We start from the raw sequence: 19,039 nt of genomic DNA, 5'->3' as shown, positions 1-19,039 counted from the left end.
GTTGTAAGGGCGCAAGGCATTGCGCCCCTACCGATGTACTTCATTTACCTGAAAAATGCTGTATAAGTTGATAATTTATCTTTGATACTACTGTCCCTTGCTAAAAACTAAACTGCACCCTTATGTTACCTACATAAATGTTAGGGTTATCGCTAAAGTTATTGACATTTCCAATTAGGTAAAAGGCTGGGACAATTGCAATATTATTAGTCAGTGGATAAAAATAAGTCATTTCAAATTCATACTGAACACCTCCATCACCACCACCAGAGACCAAAAACTTACGACCATCCAGAACCGAGAACGGTATCAAGTAAGATATGGTAGCTAGTGCTCCCTGCTTCCCTAAGTCAGGAAATGCCACTCCTAGCTGAAACGATTGGGCATTAACATCACCTTTGGGTTTGGTTGAATCAACAGGAGTCAGATGTGTACTGCCATAGGCATAGCGTCCGAAAACACCAAAGCCCGGTGTCACTCGCCAGTCAAAGTTAAAGCCAAAAATATCAGCTGTAGCATTACGCAATGGACCGCCAAAACCGTCATCAGCAAAGCCATAAATAGGTTCACCAATGGGACCGCCAATGAATCCATTAATTTGCTGAATATTAGAACGATTGTAGATAAACCGTAAGTTAATGTTTTCACTGGGAGAGAAAGTCAACTCACTTGAAATCACATTGGTACCATTGAACAAACCTTGCTGTGGGTTAGATGCAGAGTTAAACAAGCCACCAGGCAAATATTCATCACTCTCACCTAAATAGCTAAGATGTAACTGAAACTTTTTATTGATGTTCCAAATCAAAACCGCTCCAGCACCACGGTCAATAGTGCTTAATATAGGAATGCCGTCAGAATTGAAGCTACTTGCACCTGTTAAGATGAAAGTGAAAGCATTGTCATCAAAGTAGCGATTCCAATTAATTCGGAGACCAACGACTAGCTGAATATTGTTTCCAACTGGAAATCTGTAAGCTAATTCCCGCAAAACAACTTGGTTAACTCCAGTTTGCACCCCAGAACTTTGGTCAAAAAACGGAGTCCCAAATGTGTCGTAAAGACCAGCAGAAGCAAAAACATTGGCTGGCGAGTTGCCATTACCCACAGCCAACTGAGTTATCAAGCTGTCTTTACCAGTAAAAGACGTGTCTAGAGTCAGCCATACTAGGTTACTGAAAGTGATACTGGGATTATTTCTGACAATCCGAACAGCGGGCTTGCCGTTCTCACGACCTGGTCGTCTCAGTGCAAGATCGTTATTAATGCCACTAAGATCTGTTGTCTCTGCTTTAACGTTACCACCAGCCGAAGCTCCTGTCAAATTAAACCATGCTAGACCAGACAGCTTGGTCGTTGTAGAGAATTGTTGGCGATCAAGAAGGGTGACTTGCTCTTCCAATCGATCCACCCGCTTGTCCAGAGTTGTCAGTTCCGTCTTAAATTCATCAGTCAAGCGTTGTAGTGTTGCTAAATCCTCTTTGCTCACAAACTCAGTTGAACTGACGGCTATCAATTTCTCAATCTGTTGCAAACAAGCGTTCAAACCAGCAGCAAATTCATAACGGCTGATTGCCCGATTACCCCGATAAGTGCCATCTGGGTATTTTTGAATACAGCCGTAACGATCGATAAGTGAGAGCAGTGCTTCATAAGCCCAATCTCCTGGAGAAATGTCCTGCAACTGTGACGTATTCGTGACCTGCGACATGGGGTCATGAGTATTAACGTTTTCTTCATTTAAGAGATTTGCCACAGGAAGAACTTCACTACTCATTGGCACTTCAGTGGATCTTTGAACAACATTTGCTTCTAAAGTAGTAGTTGAAGGGATAACTAAAGGCTCTTGAACTTGATTAATTTCATTAGCAAGCGCCTGCAAAGACACAGAATTTACTACAGCACTTGAAATTAACAAAGAAACCCAGAAATTTGCAGGAGGGTTTAGTAATCTCCTACAGGTAGTTGCAATCTTAATCATTGATTATTACATCTATAATATTAACAACTAAACTTTGATTTATTGCTCTGAAAGCTACAGATAATTATGAGTAAAGCTACGGCTCATCAAAAGTTTTTGGAGATTCTAAACATTTCACTAATAGTATTTCTTGCTACCAGAACTCAAATTAACCCAAGTACAGATGTTCATGTATAGCAATGCTAAATCATTTGTAAAATTCTCTCTTCTCTCTTTTCTTCGCGCTCTTTGCGACGCCAGGTGCTTCAAGCCGGGGAACCCGTCCAACGCACTGGCTCGTCTTTGCGGTTAATAATTTTTACCTATCAAATAGGACTACTATATTCGTAACGTTTTAGTTTGTAGTTGCGCTTTAGTGCTAAAGCGCAACTACGAACAAGAGATGTTATTCTCTCAAGTATCAACTTGTGCAATTCTGTACTAAGTCAATGTTAGTACTCACTCAGCGCACTCCATCGTCTAAACCCAGATATCCGTTGTTGAGACACTGCTATGCCACTTTCAGAAACCCGAGCTAGATGTAATGCTGGCAATATTGAGTTTTCGCTTGAAGCCTGTCTCTCTGATTCTTTCTTTGATATATGTTCTATATCAAACTCAGCTTTCAGAGAGTAATCATTGCTGAGTTTGTCGAATTCAGTTTTGGATAACTCTTCAGATATGGATGTTTCAAGATAGACGAGTGGCTTCTTGAGACACAGAGGTTGCCGATCGTGAGAGTTCTTTTGCTGAGAAAGTACAAGTTGTGTCATGTGTAAATATACTCCTAAGTATTGCCGAGAAAAGTTGAGTTAGAAAGTGTTTGAGCGACAAATAGCCTTTAAGCATTTGTGTCTATAAATACACAAACGTAGGCTGTATAAATGTGAACTAGGAGTACCTTAGCTTGAAATTTGAGAACGAGCGGTTTCGTGTGTATGACCCAGTTAGCGCGTTGAGCGGCAATGCCCTCCTTGTTTGCCAAGCGTCTTAGTAAGAGAAGCAACTGGCGTGCAAGTACAAACATCGCGACTATGTTTTTCTCCATATTTGAAGATGCACCCTTCTGGTTGAAGACGCGCTTTTTCTTGTGTGCAGAGCTTGTATTACATCTCAAACACCCTATACGGTTCCAAGAGTCCGCTCTAAATCCTCGGTTCATCTTATTTTTAATGTACAAAAATTTTCTTAAATTTAAAGGGATCGTTCTATTAAAAAAAATTTATGAACTCTTTCATATAAGTATTAGTGCTTGTATACTTAATTACGAGTTATAAGACTCTCAAGAAACAAGGCAGATGGCAGAGGGCAGATGGCAGCTATGTAAGAGGATTTTACTTGTTTCTTTCATTCGTAACGGATGGCGATCGCCGCCCGTCGGACGCTTTTAAGAAACATAGGGAGTGGCGAGTGAGGGAAAAGGTATGCGATCGCCTATTTTGGTTCCTATTTTGATTTTTGGCTCTAACCAGACATTGTATTAAAAATGTATATGTATTTGCGTTCCGGATCTGGTGACTGGGATGGATGGTCTTGCTGGTCTGGGGACAGGGGTCTGGTCACAGGGCGTTGGGCGTTGGGCATTGGGCATTGGGGAATGGAAAATCCGATCCTAATTCAGCCTTTTTTGTTAAAAAAGTAAAAGTAATCTTGACATTTCTTCTAATTGTAAATTTTTTTTTCTAAAAATTGATTTCAATTGAAAACATGGTAATTTTAGCTACAAAATGCATTTTTGAAAATTGAGAATTACATTAAAAGCTTTTAATTCCTCTTGACTTTCAAGAAGTTGAATTTTATACTCAATTTTCGATGAGAGTTTTTGTATTGCAAATATTTATAAGAACTTGAAAGACCCTAAGTTCTTACTAAATGGCTGTCATACATGAGAAATCTTTGTTAACAACTACACTCTGATTATTTTCATAATTAGGGATAAACACCATGAAACTATTGTTTAGACCGCTCAGCTGGTCGATCTCTCTGGTCGGTTTCTGTTTGGTAGGAATTGCTGCTAGCCCTGTACTGGGTGACCAGAACGTGGTCACTGAGACGTTCAACGTTCAGCCCGTTAGCTGTGAGGGCTTGAATTTGAACGGTGTTTTGTATTCTTTTACCGTTGGCGGTTCGCCTAACTCAGACTGTGTTGCTGGTTTATTTTTTGGACCAGGTGCCACCAACAATATTAACCCCCCTAACATTGAAGGCACTGCGTCCGGCGTACTTCACCTTACGTTTGACAAGCCTACAACAGAGTTCGGATTTGGAGTAGCGCAAAGCGTTTTTGGCGTCCCTCAGTCGGTAATTATCTCTCTTAACCGTCCAGGGGAAGGTCTGCTCCGTGAGGAAGTCCAACTCACTACGACCAACGATCCTTTTTTCGTTGGTGGACGCTACAACTACAGTGGTCCGGCGGTCAAGACTGTCACAATTACCTTCTCCAATGCTGGTGGTCGCTTTGCCTTGGATAATGTGAGTTACTTCCGTCCACCTGGTCAGTCAGGTCAATGAGGAGCAAAATAGGGGCGATCGCTAGTGATATTAAGTCACAACAGTAGCCGCCTTCAACTCAAAAATTTTCTCTAAAACATCAGCAACAACTTTATCTGGTGTTGAAGCTCCAGAAGTAATTCCGATCGCAATTGAACCTTGGGGTAGCCAATTTTCAACCACTTCCAAATCCCGGTGCAGTGGTTTGTGTTGAATACGATTACCAGGTCCGATTCGCTCGGCACTATCGATGTGATAAGAAAGAATGTCTTGCTCAATAGCAATTTCTTGCAGGTGAGTTGTGTTGGAAGAATTGAAACCACCAATTACTATCATTAAGTCGAGTTTTTCATCCACCAATTTGAACATAGCATCCTGACGTTCTTGAGTCGCATCGCAAATGGTGTTGAAGCTGAGGAAGTGCTGATTCAGTTGACCTGGGCGGTACTTCCTCATCATCGTGCGCTCAAACAATTTGCCAATTTGCTCGGTCTCACCCTTGAGCATTGTTGTTTGGTTGGCAATACCGATTCTTTCTAGGTCAGTATCGGGATTGAAACCCGCAGAACAGGCTTTGTGAAATTTAGCCATGAATTCATCTCGTTTCCCACCCTTGAGGATGTAGTTACAGACATACTCAGCTTCTGCCAAATTTAGCACCACTAAGTACTTGTTAGCAAATGAACTCGTAGCGATGGTCTCTTCGTGATTGTACTTACCGTGAATGATGGAGGTGTAATTGCCTTTTTTGTGCTTCTCAACCGTATTCCAAACTTTAGAAACCCAGGGGCAAGTTGTATCTACAATTGTGCATCCTTTTTCGTTAAGAAGCTGCATTTCTTGGAAGCTGGCACCAAAGGCAGGCAAAATCACAACATCCCCTTTACCGACGACAGAAAAATCCTTCTGCTTATCCTTCATAGGGATAAATTCTACCTGCATATCCCGCAAATTGGAATTAACCGAGGGATTGTGAATAATTTCATTGGTAATCCAAATCCGATCGCTAGGGAAATGCTGGCGAGTTTCATATGCCATAGCAACTGCTCGTTCCACACCCCAACAAAAACCAAACGCCTCTGCAAGTCGGATTGTGACTTCACCTCGTTGCAGCGTAAAGTTGTTTTCCCGGAGTTGTTGAATGAGATTGCTTTGATACTCCGATTGTAAGACAGGCGCAACTTCCGTTTCTCGTCCAAATCCCTTACGATAGTACTGTTCAGAACTATTGAGCGCTCGTTTGAAGGCTTTAGTATCCATTTGGTATTTATTCCTGATATTATTAAAGTTTTTGCAATACAGATCCCAAGCTTTGGCTGGCGATCGCAACTTCTTGTCTTGCCCATTGGTCTGCTGCAATGATGTCTTCAAGAGTTGGAGTAGAGTGGTTGTGGGTCAGGTAGCGATCGCAAGCCCGTTCAATTAAACGCGGAATATCTAGAAACTGAATTCTTTCTTCTAGAAAGAGAGCCACAGCTTGCTCATTAGCAGCATTAAGGACTGCTGGCATACAACCCCCAATTCGCCCCGCAGTATAAGCGAGTTGCATACAGGGATACTTTTGGTGGTCTGGGGTACGAAAGGTCAGTTCTCCTACCTTTACCAGATCCAACGGCTGCCAATCGGTATAAATTCGCTCTGGCCAGGATAGAGCATAGAGTAAAGGCAGGCGCATATCGGGCCAACCCAATTGCGCCAGCACCGAAGTGTCTTGCAGCTCGATCAAAGAATGAATAATGCTCTGGGGATGGATAACAATTTCGATCTGGTCATAATCAACGCCAAAGAGCCAGTGAGCCTCGATCACCTCCAACCCTTTATTCATAAGAGTAGCGGAATCAACCGTAATTTTGCGACCCATTGACCAGTTAGGATGTTTTAACGCATCTTTCACAGTAACTTCTGATAACTTCTCTACAGCCCAATCCCGGAATGCTCCACCTGAAGCAGTTAGTAAAATCCTCCGCAGTCCCTTATTTGGTACTCCCTGCAAACACTGAAAAATTGCTGAATGCTCTGAGTCGGCTGGCAATAGCTTCACGCCGTACTCTTGTACAAGTGGCAAAACAACTGGTCCCCCAGCAATTAGGGTTTCCTTGTTTGCCAAAGCAATGTCTTTGCCTGCCTGAATTGCTGCAATTGTAGGTAATAGACCTGCACAACCCATAATGCCGGTGACGACAACTTCAGCATCACCATAGCGAGCAACTTCAATCACTCCAACTTCACCCCCTAGCAGAATTGGTTGGGGGTCAAGGTCGGCGATCGCTGCTTGTAACTCTGGCAACTTCTGTACTTCGCCAATGGCTGCGATCGCAGGTTGGAACTCGCGAATCTGTTGAGCAAGCAAAACCACATTGGAGCGAGCTGCCAATCCCACAACTTGAAATTGGTCTGGGTATTGGGTGACAATATCCAGTGTTTGAGTACCAATAGAGCCTGTTGAGCCAAGAATAGATATTGCTTTCATGATAGTAGGATTGTGAATACAACAGTCAATTGAAGGATCGCAGGGACTTCAATTAAAAAATCATCCCATGGTAGGGGCGCAATGCCTTGTGCCCCTACACTTTAATTTCGGATTTAGGATAACTTATACCAATTTGAACAAAGAATGTGACAGATAGTTGACTCGAATCCAGTCTATATATGACTTTCTCAATCCAAAATCCAAAATCTAAAATCCAAAATGGTACATTTCTTTGCCTCAAGGCTCGACCCAACGACCGTCTGCTTTAATCAAATTAATGAGTTCTTCAACTCCTTGAGACTCTGGAACTTTTTTGATTTCTTCTCGCCCACGGTACAGGGAAATGTAACCAGGTTGTTTACCTACATAGCCGTAGTCTGCATCTGCCATTTCTCCCGGACCATTGACAATACAACCCATCACAGCAATGTCTAGACCTGTTAGGTGTTTTGTTGCTTCCCGAACTTGATGCAATACTTCCTCTAGGTTAAATAAAGTGCGTCCACAGGAGGGACAAGCAACGTACTCTACCATCGTTTTCCGCAAACCTAAAGCTTGCAGAATGCTGTAGCAGGCGGGAATTTCTTTTTCCGGGGCTTCTGTCAGGGACACTCGGATGGTATCGCCAATTCCTTCAGCCAAGAGAGTCGCAATCCCAGCAGTGGACTTGATGCGACCATACTCACCGTCGCCTGCTTCTGTCACGCCCAAATGCAAGGCATAGTCCATACCCAACTCATCCATTCGTTGTGCCATCAGACGATAAGCAGCTAGCATCACTGGTACCCGCGAGGCTTTCAGAGAGATGACCAGGTTGCGAAAGTTGAATGATTCACAAATACGAATAAACTCTAGGGCAGATTCGACCATGCCTTCTGGGGTATCGCCATAAGTAAAGAGCATACGCTCTGCCAAAGACCCGTGATTGACCCCAATCCGCATAGCCTTACCCCGGTCGCGCAAAGACACGACTAACGGTTCGAGCGTTTCATAGATTTTATCACCAATCTCGTCAAATTCAGCTTGGGTATACTCAGTGCGATTTGACTTGGGCTTTTCAAACACGTACAGACCAGGATTAATCCGCACCTTATCAACATGCTTTGCCACTTCTAAAGCAATTTTCATGCCATTATGATGTACATCAGCCACCAAAGGCACAGGCTGGTAGGTTTCAACGAGCTTCTGCTTGATTTCTGCCAGCGCATAAGCATGAGCTAAACTGGGTACTGTGACACGCACAATCTCGCAGCCAATTTCATGGAGACGACGAATTGCAGCCACTGAACCGTCTACATCTAGGGTGTCTTCGTTAATCATGGACTGCACGACTACAGGATAGCCACCACCAATTGTGACGTTTCCGACGTTGACAGGACGGGTCTTGCGACGTTGGATGCTCGTCTCAGTAGAAAGTTGAGGCTCAGGGGTTGTGAAAGTGACTGAAGTTGGGAGAGTTTGCATTTCTTTTCCTCTTTCTTCGCGCTCTTTGCGTCTTTGCGGTTCATTTAAATAAGTAGTCTTCGGGCGGGAAAGGAATTTGTTCTGTGTTGATACAAATCCACGACTTGTTCTGTTACTTCAGCAACACTCAATCCATCGGTGCAAAGCACAATTGCATCTTTTGCTGGACGAAGTGGAGCGATCGCACGGCTAATATCCATCCAATCCCGCTCAATAATTGCTTGCTCTAACTCTTCTAGACTCAACCTTTCGAGTCCCTGCTCTTGTAATTCTCGCAGCCGTCGTCGCGCTCGTTCTTGAATTGAAGCTGTGAGGAAAATTTTGACTTCTGCATCTGGAAACACGTGAGTACCAAGGTCGCGTCCTTCTGCAATGAGACCACCGTTGAGTCCGTAACGCCGTTGTTGGTTGACAAGAGCACACCGAACTGCAGGTTGAGCGGCTATCGTAGCAACGTAAGCCGTAACTGCTGGAGTGCGAATCACTGGAGTGACATCATGGTTATCAATCCAAACTAGAGTTGGGAATTGGGGATTGTTACTGGTTGTTAGTTGAATTTGGCACTGTTCGACCAAGGTGGCGATCGCTTTTTCATCATCCGTAGCAATTCCTTTATGTAACACGAGCCAAGTGAACGCCCGGTACATCGCACCCGTATCAAGATACAGAAGTCCCAAGGTTTGGGCAACTTGGCGAGTCACTGTTGACTTGCCAACACCCGCAGGACCGTCAATCGTCACAATGGGTTTACGGCTGTGCAGGCTCATATTTGGATTTTGGATTTTAGATTTTGGATTTTGGATTTTGGATTTTAGATTTTGGATTTTAGATTGTGAAAGTCCTATCTAGACTGGCTTTCACCTAAGTATGCGTCGCCTTCTTTTTTCAAATTGGTAGTAAGTAAGTGGGCGGGAATAAACAGAAATACATTACAAAATTTAAATGCATCTGAAACTCTCACCAATGACCAATGACTAATGACTAATGACGACCATTACCAGTCACCTTTTTTCTTACCGACTTACTTAGTAAGCCCGATATGTGATATAATCAGCTATTCCAATCAGAGGTAAAGCTTTTTCTCCAAAAGCCATTAACTCAGCCTTTGCTTCATCAACTAGTTGTTGAGCTTGGTGCTTAGATTCTTCGATGCCATAAAAACTAGGGTAAGTGACTTTCCCTGCTTGGAGATCCTTACCTGCTGTTTTGCCGAGAGTTTCTTGGGTGGCAGTGATATCCAGAACATCATCTACAATTTGAAATGCTAGACCAATATTTTGGGCATAACGAGTCAATCGCTGTAAGGTGGTTTCTGGAGCACCTGCTAAGATTGCACCAGAGAGAACAGAAGCTTCCAAGAGAGCGCCAGTTTTGTGGGTATGAATAAAGTTGAGCGTTTCTAAAGAGATGTTTTCATTCCCCTCAGATTCTAAGTCAAGTACTTGTCCACCAACTAACCCAGAGGCTGCGACTGCATGTGCTAAAGAGGCAATCACTTTCAGTATCCGCTCACAAAGAACGTTCTTTGTTTGGACAGCAATAAACTCAAAGGCATAAGCTAAAAGCCCATCTCCTGCCAAAATTGCAATATCTTCACCGTAGACTTTGTGGTTAGTTAGTTTACCTCGCCGATAGTCATCATTATCCATTGCAGGCAGGTCATCGTGAATGAGAGACATGGTATGAATCATCTCTAAAGCACAGGCGGTAGGCATAGCCATTTCTATAGAGCCTCCTGCAAGTTCGCAAGCTGCTATACAAAGAATTGGGCGCAAGCGTTTACCACCAGCCATTAACGAATAACGCATGGACTCATAGATTTTTTCTGGATAGATGACTTGTATGGAACGATCCAAAGCTGCTTCAACTTGGGTTCGCCGCTCAACTAGATAGGCATTTAGATTGAAATCGACTTCAACAAAAGCTGTTTGAAGATTTTCATTTGTTGTATATGGAAATTTTGAGCGAATATTTGTTTGAGAGTTATGAGTAGGAGTAATCTGCTGTGTTGTGAGTTCCATTTTAGTTTTTCTCCGCTACTATTTTCTGTAACTCTGCTAAAAGAGTGGTTCATAAAATTCAATAGAAAACGCGATCGCCTGCTTTAGAGCAAATTTTCACTTTGTCTGTCATTGGTTTGATTCCTGGATAGTTCAAGTAAACTTCGCTCCACTGTTGCCGTCCCGATGTTATTGCGTCAAACTGCTCTGGTGTTACTTCACAAACTACGGAAATATCCCAATAATAAACTAGAGCTTTACTAAACAACCCTTCAACCGGCACCAGAACTCGATAATTTCCATTTTCTGTACATAGTACAAGTCGGCGTAAATAAGGCAACCATTTGTCATAAACAAAAAGCTTATTTTAAAGGCTTTTGCGCCTTCTGCCATCTGCCTACGTACTTCTGCCTTCATGTAATAGTAATTTTCTTCCCCATCCTTCTTAATTAATCATCGACAGGTATGACGCTTCTTAAAGAACTAAATCAGCAAGCACACCATTTTTAAGGCTCAAGTAATTCGGATAAATTTTTGCCTTTGTCCGGTAGACGCGATCGCTCATCAATAGATGGTGCAGTTTTGGTAAATTGTAAAGAGGCACAGCAGGAAATAGATGGTGAGCTAAATGAAAATTGCTATTGAGTGGAGAAAGACACATTCTTTCCCACCAGGTTGGACAATTGTCCATGCCGCTTTTAGATTGTTGATTTTTGATAATTGTCTAACTTGCTCTTTAATGCTGCTACGATCGAGAACGTAGCCGCCGAGACTGGCATGGCGATCGCCGCAGTCAATATCTTGATTATCTAGTGTAATCATGGCTATTTTTTCTTCATTTTATTTGGTTGACTTTATGGGAAACTGCTGATAAATTCTGAAAACCTTGTCGTCAGCCGCAATTGGTGTGAAATCAATCTTGGTTGCCCTTGCGTGGAGAGTCTGTTTTAGAACTGTTGAAATCTTGGCGAGAGGTCTGGTTAACCCTCTTCTGTCACTTTCCGTACAGTCAATCTCTGAAAGCTTTATCAGCCGCTCAATACACGTTTTCCTATTAGAAAAAAATAGGTCTTGTATTTGTTATTAGGAAATAATCTGGCGATCGCTTGCTATACAAAAGCTATAGAATTCAGAAATGGCAAAAGTTTTCGGAGGCTGACAGAAGAGGGTTAAGAAATAACAGTCGTGTTTGTACCACTAAATCTCAACCTTATTTTTATCGACTTGTGTTTCTGGTTTAGTATGAGTTAGCTGTTTGCCGTTCTCAAGAATGCTTTTCATAGTTTCCTGTTTTTTTGTCAATGGTTTCTTTTTTTACCAATGGTTCACATCAGTCAGAGAAGATGCGATCGCAAGAAAGCGGGCGCTTTGCGTCATCGCAACCTAGCTATAAACTTCTGAATTTGTTAGATTAAACTCAAAAGTTCCAGCCCTGTACGCGATCGCACTTCAGATCGGGTTAGGCGTAATTGGTGTTAAATCAATGCTTAGCAAGCTGTAGCTCTGGGAGGTGTCGCTTTTGACGCCGACGCTCACCCTCGAACACCATATTCACTCCACCAGCAGGCACGAGTGTCGAACCGAATCGTAACTGCGGTCGCACAGGACGGCTGTCAGACAGCGCCAGTTGATAGCGCGACAGGATTGTTGCCAATACTAGCTTCATTTCAAAAACAGCCAGCGCTGCTCCAAGACAGCGACGGCTACCACCGCCAAAAGGCAAATACTCATAGGAAGAAAATTGCCGCTCTAAAAAGCGCTCTGGCTTAAACCGATCGGGTTCTGGATATATATCTGGGCGATGGTGCGTTAAATAAATACAGGAGATGACCTTCGTACCGGGTTCCAACTGGTAGCCCATCAGCTCAACTGGCTCTCTCACCACATGAGGGAAATTTAGCGAAAGAACTGGGCAAATCCGCAAGTTTTCAGAGCAGACCGCACTCAGGTATGGCAGTCGGGAAATGTCCATTGGGTCTGGGGAGTCACCTAGAGTATCGAGTTCCTCAAGTAGTTTATTGCGGATTTCTGGCTGGCGGTGAACCCAGTACAGTAACCAAGACATTGCCGATGCTGTCGTGTCATGTCCTGCATTCAAGAGTGTGATCAAATCATCGTATATCTCCTCATCGCTCATTCCTTCACCTGCTTCGTCCTTCGCCGAGAGCAGCAACGTCAGGATGTCGGTGCGAGAGGGGTCGTATTGCTGGCGGCGTTCTCGAATTTCAGCGTAGAGCAGTTCGCTCAGTTCTTTCTTCAGGTTCTGGAAGCGTCCCCAAGGACTCCAAGCGCCTAAATCCTTTTGCAGGAAGGGTAAAACCAGCAATAGAGTACCTGCGGGAGAACCAAAAATATTGAGCCACGCAACAAGCCGTTGCTTAAGCTGTTCGTTGCGCTCTCCCTTCTGCAAGCCAAAGACAATTTGAAAAGTCAGCTCTAGGGAAATATCCCGCATCACGTCGCGAGCCTTGAAGGGTTTGCTTTGAGACAATCGGCTCATCACTTCCTCGGTGATGCTACAGATTTGCGCTCCGTAGGCTCGCATCCGTTCTCCATGAAAGGGAGGCATCAACAGTTGGCGCTGACGCCGATGCTGAGCGCCCTCCACCCTCACTAATGAGTTTTCCCCGAAGTACGGTTTAACAAAGTTGTCGAGCGACTTGTCAAAGGGGGAAAAGTGTTTTGACTCGCTGGTAAAAATCTGCTGAATCGCTTGGGGATTGCTAACGAACACATTGGGACTCACACCCCAACCAACCTGTGCAGTGAAGATGTCACCATAACGTTGGTTTGCAGCTTTCATATAACCGATAGGGTCAGCAACCCACTGGAGCATCTGCACCAAAGGGGGACTCTTGGAACCATTGGGCTGTTTCATCTGGGTATCTCCTCTTCCTAATTTCATTAAGCTGATACTGGCTGCAAAGATTTCGTCGGTACAATAGTCCGATAGCGCTCAGATTGATATTGCCAATGTTCTGTGGCACGCATCCAATAGCGCATTGAGGCTATGTAGCGACCTAGTTCGATGTCTACAGCTGTCCCAAAGGATGGTAGCTGCTGTTCGAGAGTCATGAAAGCTTGTAATTCGGCAGTCCACATTTCGGCTGCACGGTTGACTGCCTCTTGAAGGGTGAGTTGGTACTCCTGCTGTAGTACCAGCACCAAATTATGGATCTCCCCACACTTTAACTCGACTTCCAGCGATACAATATCGTTGAGCCAGCCGCATACATGGTCAGCCAGACGGAATAGAGTTTGCACCTCATCGTACTCGTGTACTTCGGAGGGCAAATTAATCTCTTGGACAATTTCGCCGAGAGTTAAACACCAAGGAAAACCGCAGGTTATGCGGCGCGTTTTGATATAGGTGTCCAAATTGGGGATAATATTTCTAGCCCGGTTCTCTGCTTGCCAAATATTGGTCTCGAAGTAGTCCTGGAAATCATTAAGAAGGCGCTCTACCAAATCGGAAGAAGCTCTTTGGTAGATGCGCTGCCAAATATCACTTAAACCTGCTAAAGATGGATTGGCGTCAGTAGCATACAAACTGGGCTGCTTCATCACATCCAGCAATTGGCTGAAAACAACCCTTAACTTATCAGGGTTACTGCCAACCTTAGCTTGGTTATGCTGGTCATCAAACTGATCGTCCAGCAGGAAGAAAAAGGTCATCAAGTCAGAAAGGATCACTGAATTTTCAATAGTGGCTTTGGGACAGGCGCGATCGACGAGTTGACCATACTTTGCCGCTCGGAAATGGTGGTAGTGCTGGTTTCCTTTGATGAACTTAAATTTAAACGCCCACTCAAGAGTGCGTTCTTCAACAGCCTCAGCGTTTTCATTAATCTCCTCTGGAAAAGGAACGTAAAGCCAGGGTATAAAAAGCATTGACATATACATCGACTCCTTACTCAAATATGAGGTTATAAGTACCTAAATTCATAACGCTACGCGCAAAGCAAGCTAGGTGAAGTTTTACTCAGGACTCAGGATTTTTAACTCAGCACCACCCAGGCTGTAATTTGCATATTTATGTCGCTCTCGGTACAGGGAGAAAAAGAAGAATTAAGCTCCCTACTGAAAAGATATGCAAGCAAAATGCAAAATAGCTTCCTGTGCAAAGATTTCGCAGTTATGATAGACTAATAGCATCGAGACTTTTGACTTAAGAAAGCGCTAGTTGCAACTCCGATATGTGTTGGTGAATCTCGATACGGATTCGCTCTGCAATTTGAGGAGGAGTTAAGCCCAGTGCTGCCATTGATTCTGCTGGAGTCGCATGCTCGACTAACTGGTCAGGCACTCCCATTCGCTTTACTGGCACCACCACACCACAATCGAGCAAAGTTTCTGCGACTGCAGAGCCAAAGCCCCCCATTAAACAACCTTCTTCCAGGGTGACAACTCCACCAATTTGCTGGGCAAGCGGCGCAATCAAATCAGGATCAATGGGTTTTGCAAAGCGGGCATTGACTACGGTTGCTTCAATTCCACCATCGCTCAAAATTTGTGCCGCCTGCATGGCTGGGTAAACCATTGAGCCAAATGCCACCATCAGGACATCGCCACCATGTCGAAGAATTTCACCTTTGCCAATGGGCAAAGTTTCCCAGCCTTCCTCCATTAAGGGTATACCGTAGCCGTTGCCACGTGGATAGCGCATGGCAATAGGACCTTCGGTGTAGTTGACGCCCGTCACAAGCATCTGTTGTAATTCTGCCTCATCTTTGGGAGCCATCAGCACCATATTAGGAATGCAGCGCAGGTAGGCGATGTCGTACATCCCTTGATGTGTGGGACCATCGGCACCAACAATACCAGCTCTATCTAAACAGAAGAAGACAGGTAGATTTTGGATACAGACATCATGAATGATTTGGTCAAAAGCCCGTTGCAAGAAGGTAGAATAAATCGCTGCAACGGGGCGCATTCCTTCAGTTGCCATACCAGCTGCAAGGGTAACAGCGTGCTGTTCTGCAATGCCAACATCAATATATTGCTGGGGCAGTTTGGCTTGGAATTTGTCCAACCCTGTACCGGTGGACATGGCAGCAGTAATAGCAACAATTTTGGGGTTATTCTGAGCTAGTTTAATCAGGGTTTCGGCGAAGACTTTGGAGTAGCTGGGGGGTTTGGGTTTGCTGGAGGGAATGGCTTTGCCTGTAATGAGGTTGAATGAGGATTGAGCGTGGTAACCAACTTTGTCTTGTTCTGCGATCGCGTAACCTTTCCCTTTTACCGTTGCCACATGCACCAGCACTGGTCCCTGTATTGTATGAGCTTGTTGGAATGTCGCAATCAGTTCCTCTAGGTTATGACCATCTACTGGTCCTATGTAGGTAAAACCAAGTTCTTCAAACACAGCACCTACTTTGGGTACTGCTAGACGCTTGATCCCTTCCTGTAGCCGTTCCATTTCAGGTGTGAGAGACTCTCCGACCAAGGGAATATTTCTCAGCTGTTCCTTCAGGTTATCTTTGAGAAACTGCACTGGCGAGCTGAGGCGGATCTTATTGAGGTAACGAGAAAGCGCACCAACGTTAGCTGAGATGGACATCTCGTTGTCGTTCAGCACGACTAACAGGTTAGTTTTGGGCAAATGACCAGCATGGTTAATCGCTTCTAGTGCCATACCACCTGTCAAAGCACCATCGCCAATCACTGCTACTGTTTTGAAGTTTTCGCCTTTAAGATCCCGCGCCACAGCCATACCCAAAGCAGCTGAAATGCTAGTGGAAGCATGACCCGCACCAAAATGGTCAAACTTGCTTTCACAGCGCTTGAGATAACCAGCGATCCCATCCTTTTGTCGCAGGGTGTGGAAGCTGTTGTAACGACCTGTGAGCATTTTGTGGGGATAGGCTTGGTGACCGACATCCCAAACAACTTTATCGCGATCGAGGTCGAGGGTTTGGTAAAGGGCGAGAGTCAGTTCCACTACCCCCAAGCCAGGACCAAGGTGACCTCCTGTGGTAGCAACTGTTTGCAAATGCTTTTCTCGAATCTGATGGGCAATTTGTTCCAGTTGATGAATTGACAACCCATGCAACTGGTTTGGATGAATGAGTTCACTCAAATTATCTGTTGGAAGAAATTGGCAATTTTCTGCGTTATTCTTAAATTCCTCAAGGGTTTCTTCTTGATTCAATGTGCCAATTTCAAAACCTTTCGTAACGTACATACCTTCTTGCTGATGAATTATGTCAGTGATGCTTTTTGTTGTCATCGTGTTTTCTCCGATTTGTTGACACTGACAATTCAGTAATCTCTTTTCACGGGGATAAGGGTGAGGTTGAAATGGGCGATCGCTTTTTTCTCTAGCCTAGTTCTAAGTCCGGTTTGTATGGATGGGTCACATTGTTGCGTTGTTTTGCCGCTCAAAAATCACATTGCTAAGGCAGATTCTGCACAGAAGGAGTCAATGTTTTTACCACGAGCAAAACTTACGCGATCGCCTCATTTTTTGCAACAGGAATGATGCTATTTAACTCTTTAAGCTCAAACTTGTTTCTAAGCCCCAATCAGTGCATAGAGAAATTGTTCTCCTTATGTTTGAAAAGTCAGAGGCAAAATCTCTAACCCTTGATTCGTTCACTTTTAACTTTAGAGAGAGTTTATTAAATCCCAAGAAACAATTTTATTAAATATCCGTTATGAAAATATCTATACAACTAACGCTACTTGTCTAGAGCGCCGGAACAAAAATTACAAAAAATCGGTTTTTCTAAGTTGCAAAGCTTGAGATCTCATATGCGTAAAGACTAGCCATGCTTAGTCTCTACAAATCCTACGAAATCGTGAAATCAAGAAACCCGGTATCTGGGAGATACCGGGTTTCTGAAGCTCAGTAATTGTTCAAAAATCAAATAGGAGTCCTATAGTTCTCTTTCTCTTCTTCTGTGCTCTTTGCGTCTTTGTGGTTTTTTTAAGAGTGAAAAAACCGCAAAGACGCAAAGAGCGCGAAGCAAGAGGGTAAGCCAGAAATTTAGAACCCCGGTTTCTTCGAGAAACCGGGGTTCTGACACCTAAAGGGGTTCTGACATCTCCAGGGGTTCTGAGACCTTAATTATCGTATCCCTTGCAGTATTGAGAATCATTTATAATGCTTAAGCTGCAGAAACGAGAGTAATTTCAACATCAGCGAGTTCTTGAATTAGCTCTTGGTTGTGAAAAATTGCCAAAATACCAGCCCCAGCTTTTTTCATCTGGCGAATCATCTCAATCACTCGTGCTACTGAAGTAGAATCGAGACTAGCAGTTGGTTCATCTAACAATAACAAGCGGGGGCGAAGAATCATCGCACGCGCTAAATTAACCCGTTGTTTCTCTCCTCCAGAAAAAGTAGAGGGCGAAATTTCCCAAAGCCTCTCTGGAAGATGAATTTGTTTTAATAATTCTTTCGCTTTCTCTCTAGCTTCATTACGTTCTATACCTAAATCAAACAATGGTTTAGCAACAACATCTATAGTAGATTGTCGGGGTAAGCAGTGAAGAAATTGAGTAACAAAGCTAATTTCAGAACGTCGCAACTCTAAAATTTGATATTCGCTAGCCTGTACTAAATCTATCCATTCCCCCTCGTCTGTACGATAGTAAATGGCTCCTTCACTAGGTAAATAAGTTCGGTAAATACACTTAAGGAGGCTAGATTTTCCAGCACCAGAAGTTCCTGTTAATGCTGTCAGTTTTCCTGCTTGAACTTCTAAAGAAACATTTTGAGCAGAAGGAATTTCTTTTCCTTGTTCGTGGAGAATAAAGCGTTTACCCAACCCTTCTGTACGTAAAATAATATTGAATGACATAAGTTTTTCTTACTACAAAGCAGAAGCAACTAATTGCTGGGTATAAGAATGTTGTGGATCTTCGAGAATTTGATCGGTTAAACCTGATTCAACAACTCGACCATATTTCATAACTATGGTGCGTGATGCTAAAAGTCGAATGACACCCAAATCGTGAGTCACAACAATCATGGCGACTTTTAACTGTTGCTGAAGTTCTAGAATTAAATCGAGAATTTTTGCTTGAACGGATAAATCTAATCCGGTTGTGACTTCATCAAGAAATAAAAGTGGTGGTTCGGTGGCTAAAGCACGAGCAATTTGGACTCGCTGTTGCATTCCTCCAGAAAAGTTTTTGGGTAATTCATCAATGCGCTTAACTAGAAATTCAGTGCGAGCTAGAAGGTTTTTGGAGCGATCGCGTATTTCTCCATAATCCAATAAATCGCTCATCAACAGTCGTTCGGCGATGTTTCCTCCTGCTGTGACTCGAAAATTTAAACCTAAGTGAGGGTTTTGATAAACCATACCAAACTTATGATTTTTCAACCATCGAGCTTGAGCGGGATTTAGGGCAAATAAATCATAAGTCTTCCCTTTATCGAAAAATTTAGCATTGCCTTGAGTGGGTTTTTGGTCAAAATACAACATTTTGACAAGCGTCGATTTGCCACTTCCTGACTCCCCCATGATGCCAAGAATTTCTCCTTGATATAAATCAAAAGAAACATCTTGAGCCGCAACAATACTTCCACACTGAGGACAAATATTAGTATTAGTTTCGGGTCCAGTTAAGGTGGAACATTCAGAACAACCCGAACCATAGATTTTCGTTAATCCTCGAATTTGTAAAACTTTATTCACCATCTCT

General features: G+C 43.5%; 16 protein-coding genes and 1 pseudogene. 2 read left to right on the top strand and 15 right to left on the bottom strand.

Features of this window, described 5'->3' with window-relative positions; genetic code table 11:
- Positions 1–100: 100 nt before the first annotated feature.
- Positions 101–1,981: an iron uptake porin gene (locus WA1_RS47150; RefSeq protein WP_017745051.1), complete on the bottom strand. Its 1,881-nt coding sequence runs from the start codon at positions 1,979–1,981 to the stop codon at positions 101–103.
- 431 nt (positions 1,982–2,412) lie between these two features.
- The gene (locus tag WA1_RS47145) at positions 2,413–2,733 is read right to left on the bottom strand and encodes a hypothetical protein (protein WP_017745050.1); all 321 of its coding nucleotides are present in this window, start codon (positions 2,731–2,733) and stop codon (positions 2,413–2,415) included.
- A gap of 475 nt (positions 2,734–3,208) precedes the next feature.
- On the opposite strand from WA1_RS47145, the gene WA1_RS57840 reads away from it, so the two are divergent.
- Together WA1_RS57840 and WA1_RS47130 are read left to right on the top strand one after the other, a co-directional pair.
- A complete protein-coding gene (locus tag WA1_RS57840; RefSeq protein ID WP_158516784.1) occupies positions 3,209–3,415 on the top strand; it encodes a hypothetical protein in 207 nt (68 codons plus the stop codon).
- A 489-nt stretch (positions 3,416–3,904) separates the two neighbouring features.
- On the top strand, positions 3,905–4,471 hold the full coding sequence (locus WA1_RS47130; protein ID WP_017745046.1) for a hypothetical protein: 567 nt from the start codon (positions 3,905–3,907) through the stop codon (positions 4,469–4,471).
- 30 nt (positions 4,472–4,501) lie between these two features.
- On the opposite strand, the gene WA1_RS47125 is transcribed toward WA1_RS47130, so the two are convergent.
- The 13 genes and pseudogenes from WA1_RS47125 to WA1_RS47070 all read right to left on the bottom strand — a co-directional run bounded on the left by WA1_RS47125 (position 4,502) and on the right by WA1_RS47070 (position 19,035).
- On the bottom strand, positions 4,502–5,710 hold the full coding sequence (locus WA1_RS47125) for a 4-hydroxy-3-methylbut-2-enyl diphosphate reductase (protein ID WP_017745045.1): 1,209 nt from the start codon (positions 5,708–5,710) through the stop codon (positions 4,502–4,504).
- 22 nt (positions 5,711–5,732) lie between these two features.
- Positions 5,733–6,920 carry a 1-deoxy-D-xylulose-5-phosphate reductoisomerase gene (gene dxr / locus WA1_RS47120; RefSeq protein WP_017745044.1) on the bottom strand — a complete coding sequence of 396 codons (1,188 nt, stop codon included), beginning with the start codon at positions 6,918–6,920 and terminating at the stop codon, positions 5,733–5,735.
- Positions 6,921–7,157: 237 nt separating this feature from the next.
- Entirely contained in the window at positions 7,158–8,384 is a 1,227-nt protein-coding gene (gene ispG / locus WA1_RS47115; protein ID WP_017745043.1) for a (E)-4-hydroxy-3-methylbut-2-enyl-diphosphate synthase, read from the bottom strand.
- 44 nt (positions 8,385–8,428) lie between these two features.
- Positions 8,429–9,154: pseudogene (cmk, locus tag WA1_RS47110) on the bottom strand ((d)CMP kinase); the annotation flags it as partial.
- 255 nt (positions 9,155–9,409) lie between these two features.
- Positions 9,410–10,405, bottom strand: a complete 996-nt coding sequence (gene crtE, locus WA1_RS47105) for a geranylgeranyl diphosphate synthase CrtE (protein ID WP_017745041.1) — start codon at positions 10,403–10,405, stop codon at positions 9,410–9,412.
- 58 nt (positions 10,406–10,463) lie between these two features.
- Positions 10,464–10,667: a hypothetical protein gene (locus tag WA1_RS47100; RefSeq protein ID WP_017745040.1), complete on the bottom strand. Its 204-nt coding sequence runs from the start codon at positions 10,665–10,667 to the stop codon at positions 10,464–10,466.
- A gap of 192 nt (positions 10,668–10,859) precedes the next feature.
- Complete coding sequence (locus WA1_RS61040; protein ID WP_419183636.1) at positions 10,860–11,045, bottom strand: fatty acid desaturase; 186 nt, start codon at positions 11,043–11,045, stop codon at positions 10,860–10,862.
- A complete protein-coding gene (locus tag WA1_RS56265) occupies positions 11,009–11,206 on the bottom strand; it encodes a hypothetical protein (protein WP_017745039.1) in 198 nt (65 codons plus the stop codon). The genes WA1_RS61040 and WA1_RS56265 overlap by 37 nt, the downstream gene beginning before the upstream one ends.
- Positions 11,207–11,864: 658 nt before the next feature.
- On the bottom strand, positions 11,865–13,262 hold the full coding sequence (locus WA1_RS47090) for a cytochrome P450 (protein WP_033335687.1): 1,398 nt from the start codon (positions 13,260–13,262) through the stop codon (positions 11,865–11,867).
- Between the two features lie 26 nt (positions 13,263–13,288).
- On the bottom strand, positions 13,289–14,281 hold the full coding sequence (locus WA1_RS47085) for a terpene synthase family protein (RefSeq protein WP_017745037.1): 993 nt from the start codon (positions 14,279–14,281) through the stop codon (positions 13,289–13,291).
- Between the two features lie 271 nt (positions 14,282–14,552).
- A complete protein-coding gene (gene dxs / locus WA1_RS47080; RefSeq protein ID WP_017745036.1) occupies positions 14,553–16,613 on the bottom strand; it encodes a 1-deoxy-D-xylulose-5-phosphate synthase in 2,061 nt (686 codons plus the stop codon).
- An 880-nt stretch (positions 16,614–17,493) separates the two neighbouring features.
- Positions 17,494–18,189, bottom strand: a complete 696-nt coding sequence (gene phnL, locus WA1_RS47075; protein ID WP_017745035.1) for a phosphonate C-P lyase system protein PhnL — start codon at positions 18,187–18,189, stop codon at positions 17,494–17,496.
- Between the two features lie 12 nt (positions 18,190–18,201).
- Entirely contained in the window at positions 18,202–19,035 is an 834-nt protein-coding gene (locus WA1_RS47070) for an ATP-binding cassette domain-containing protein (protein ID WP_017745034.1), read from the bottom strand.
- Positions 19,036–19,039 lie beyond the last annotated feature (4 nt).

Source organism: Scytonema hofmannii PCC 7110 (genome assembly GCF_000346485.2).
Classification (GTDB): domain Bacteria; phylum Cyanobacteriota; class Cyanobacteriia; order Cyanobacteriales; family Nostocaceae; genus Scytonema; species Scytonema hofmannii.
Note: the sequence above shows the minus strand (reverse complement) of the source record. Positions and strands in the feature narration are given on the sequence as shown.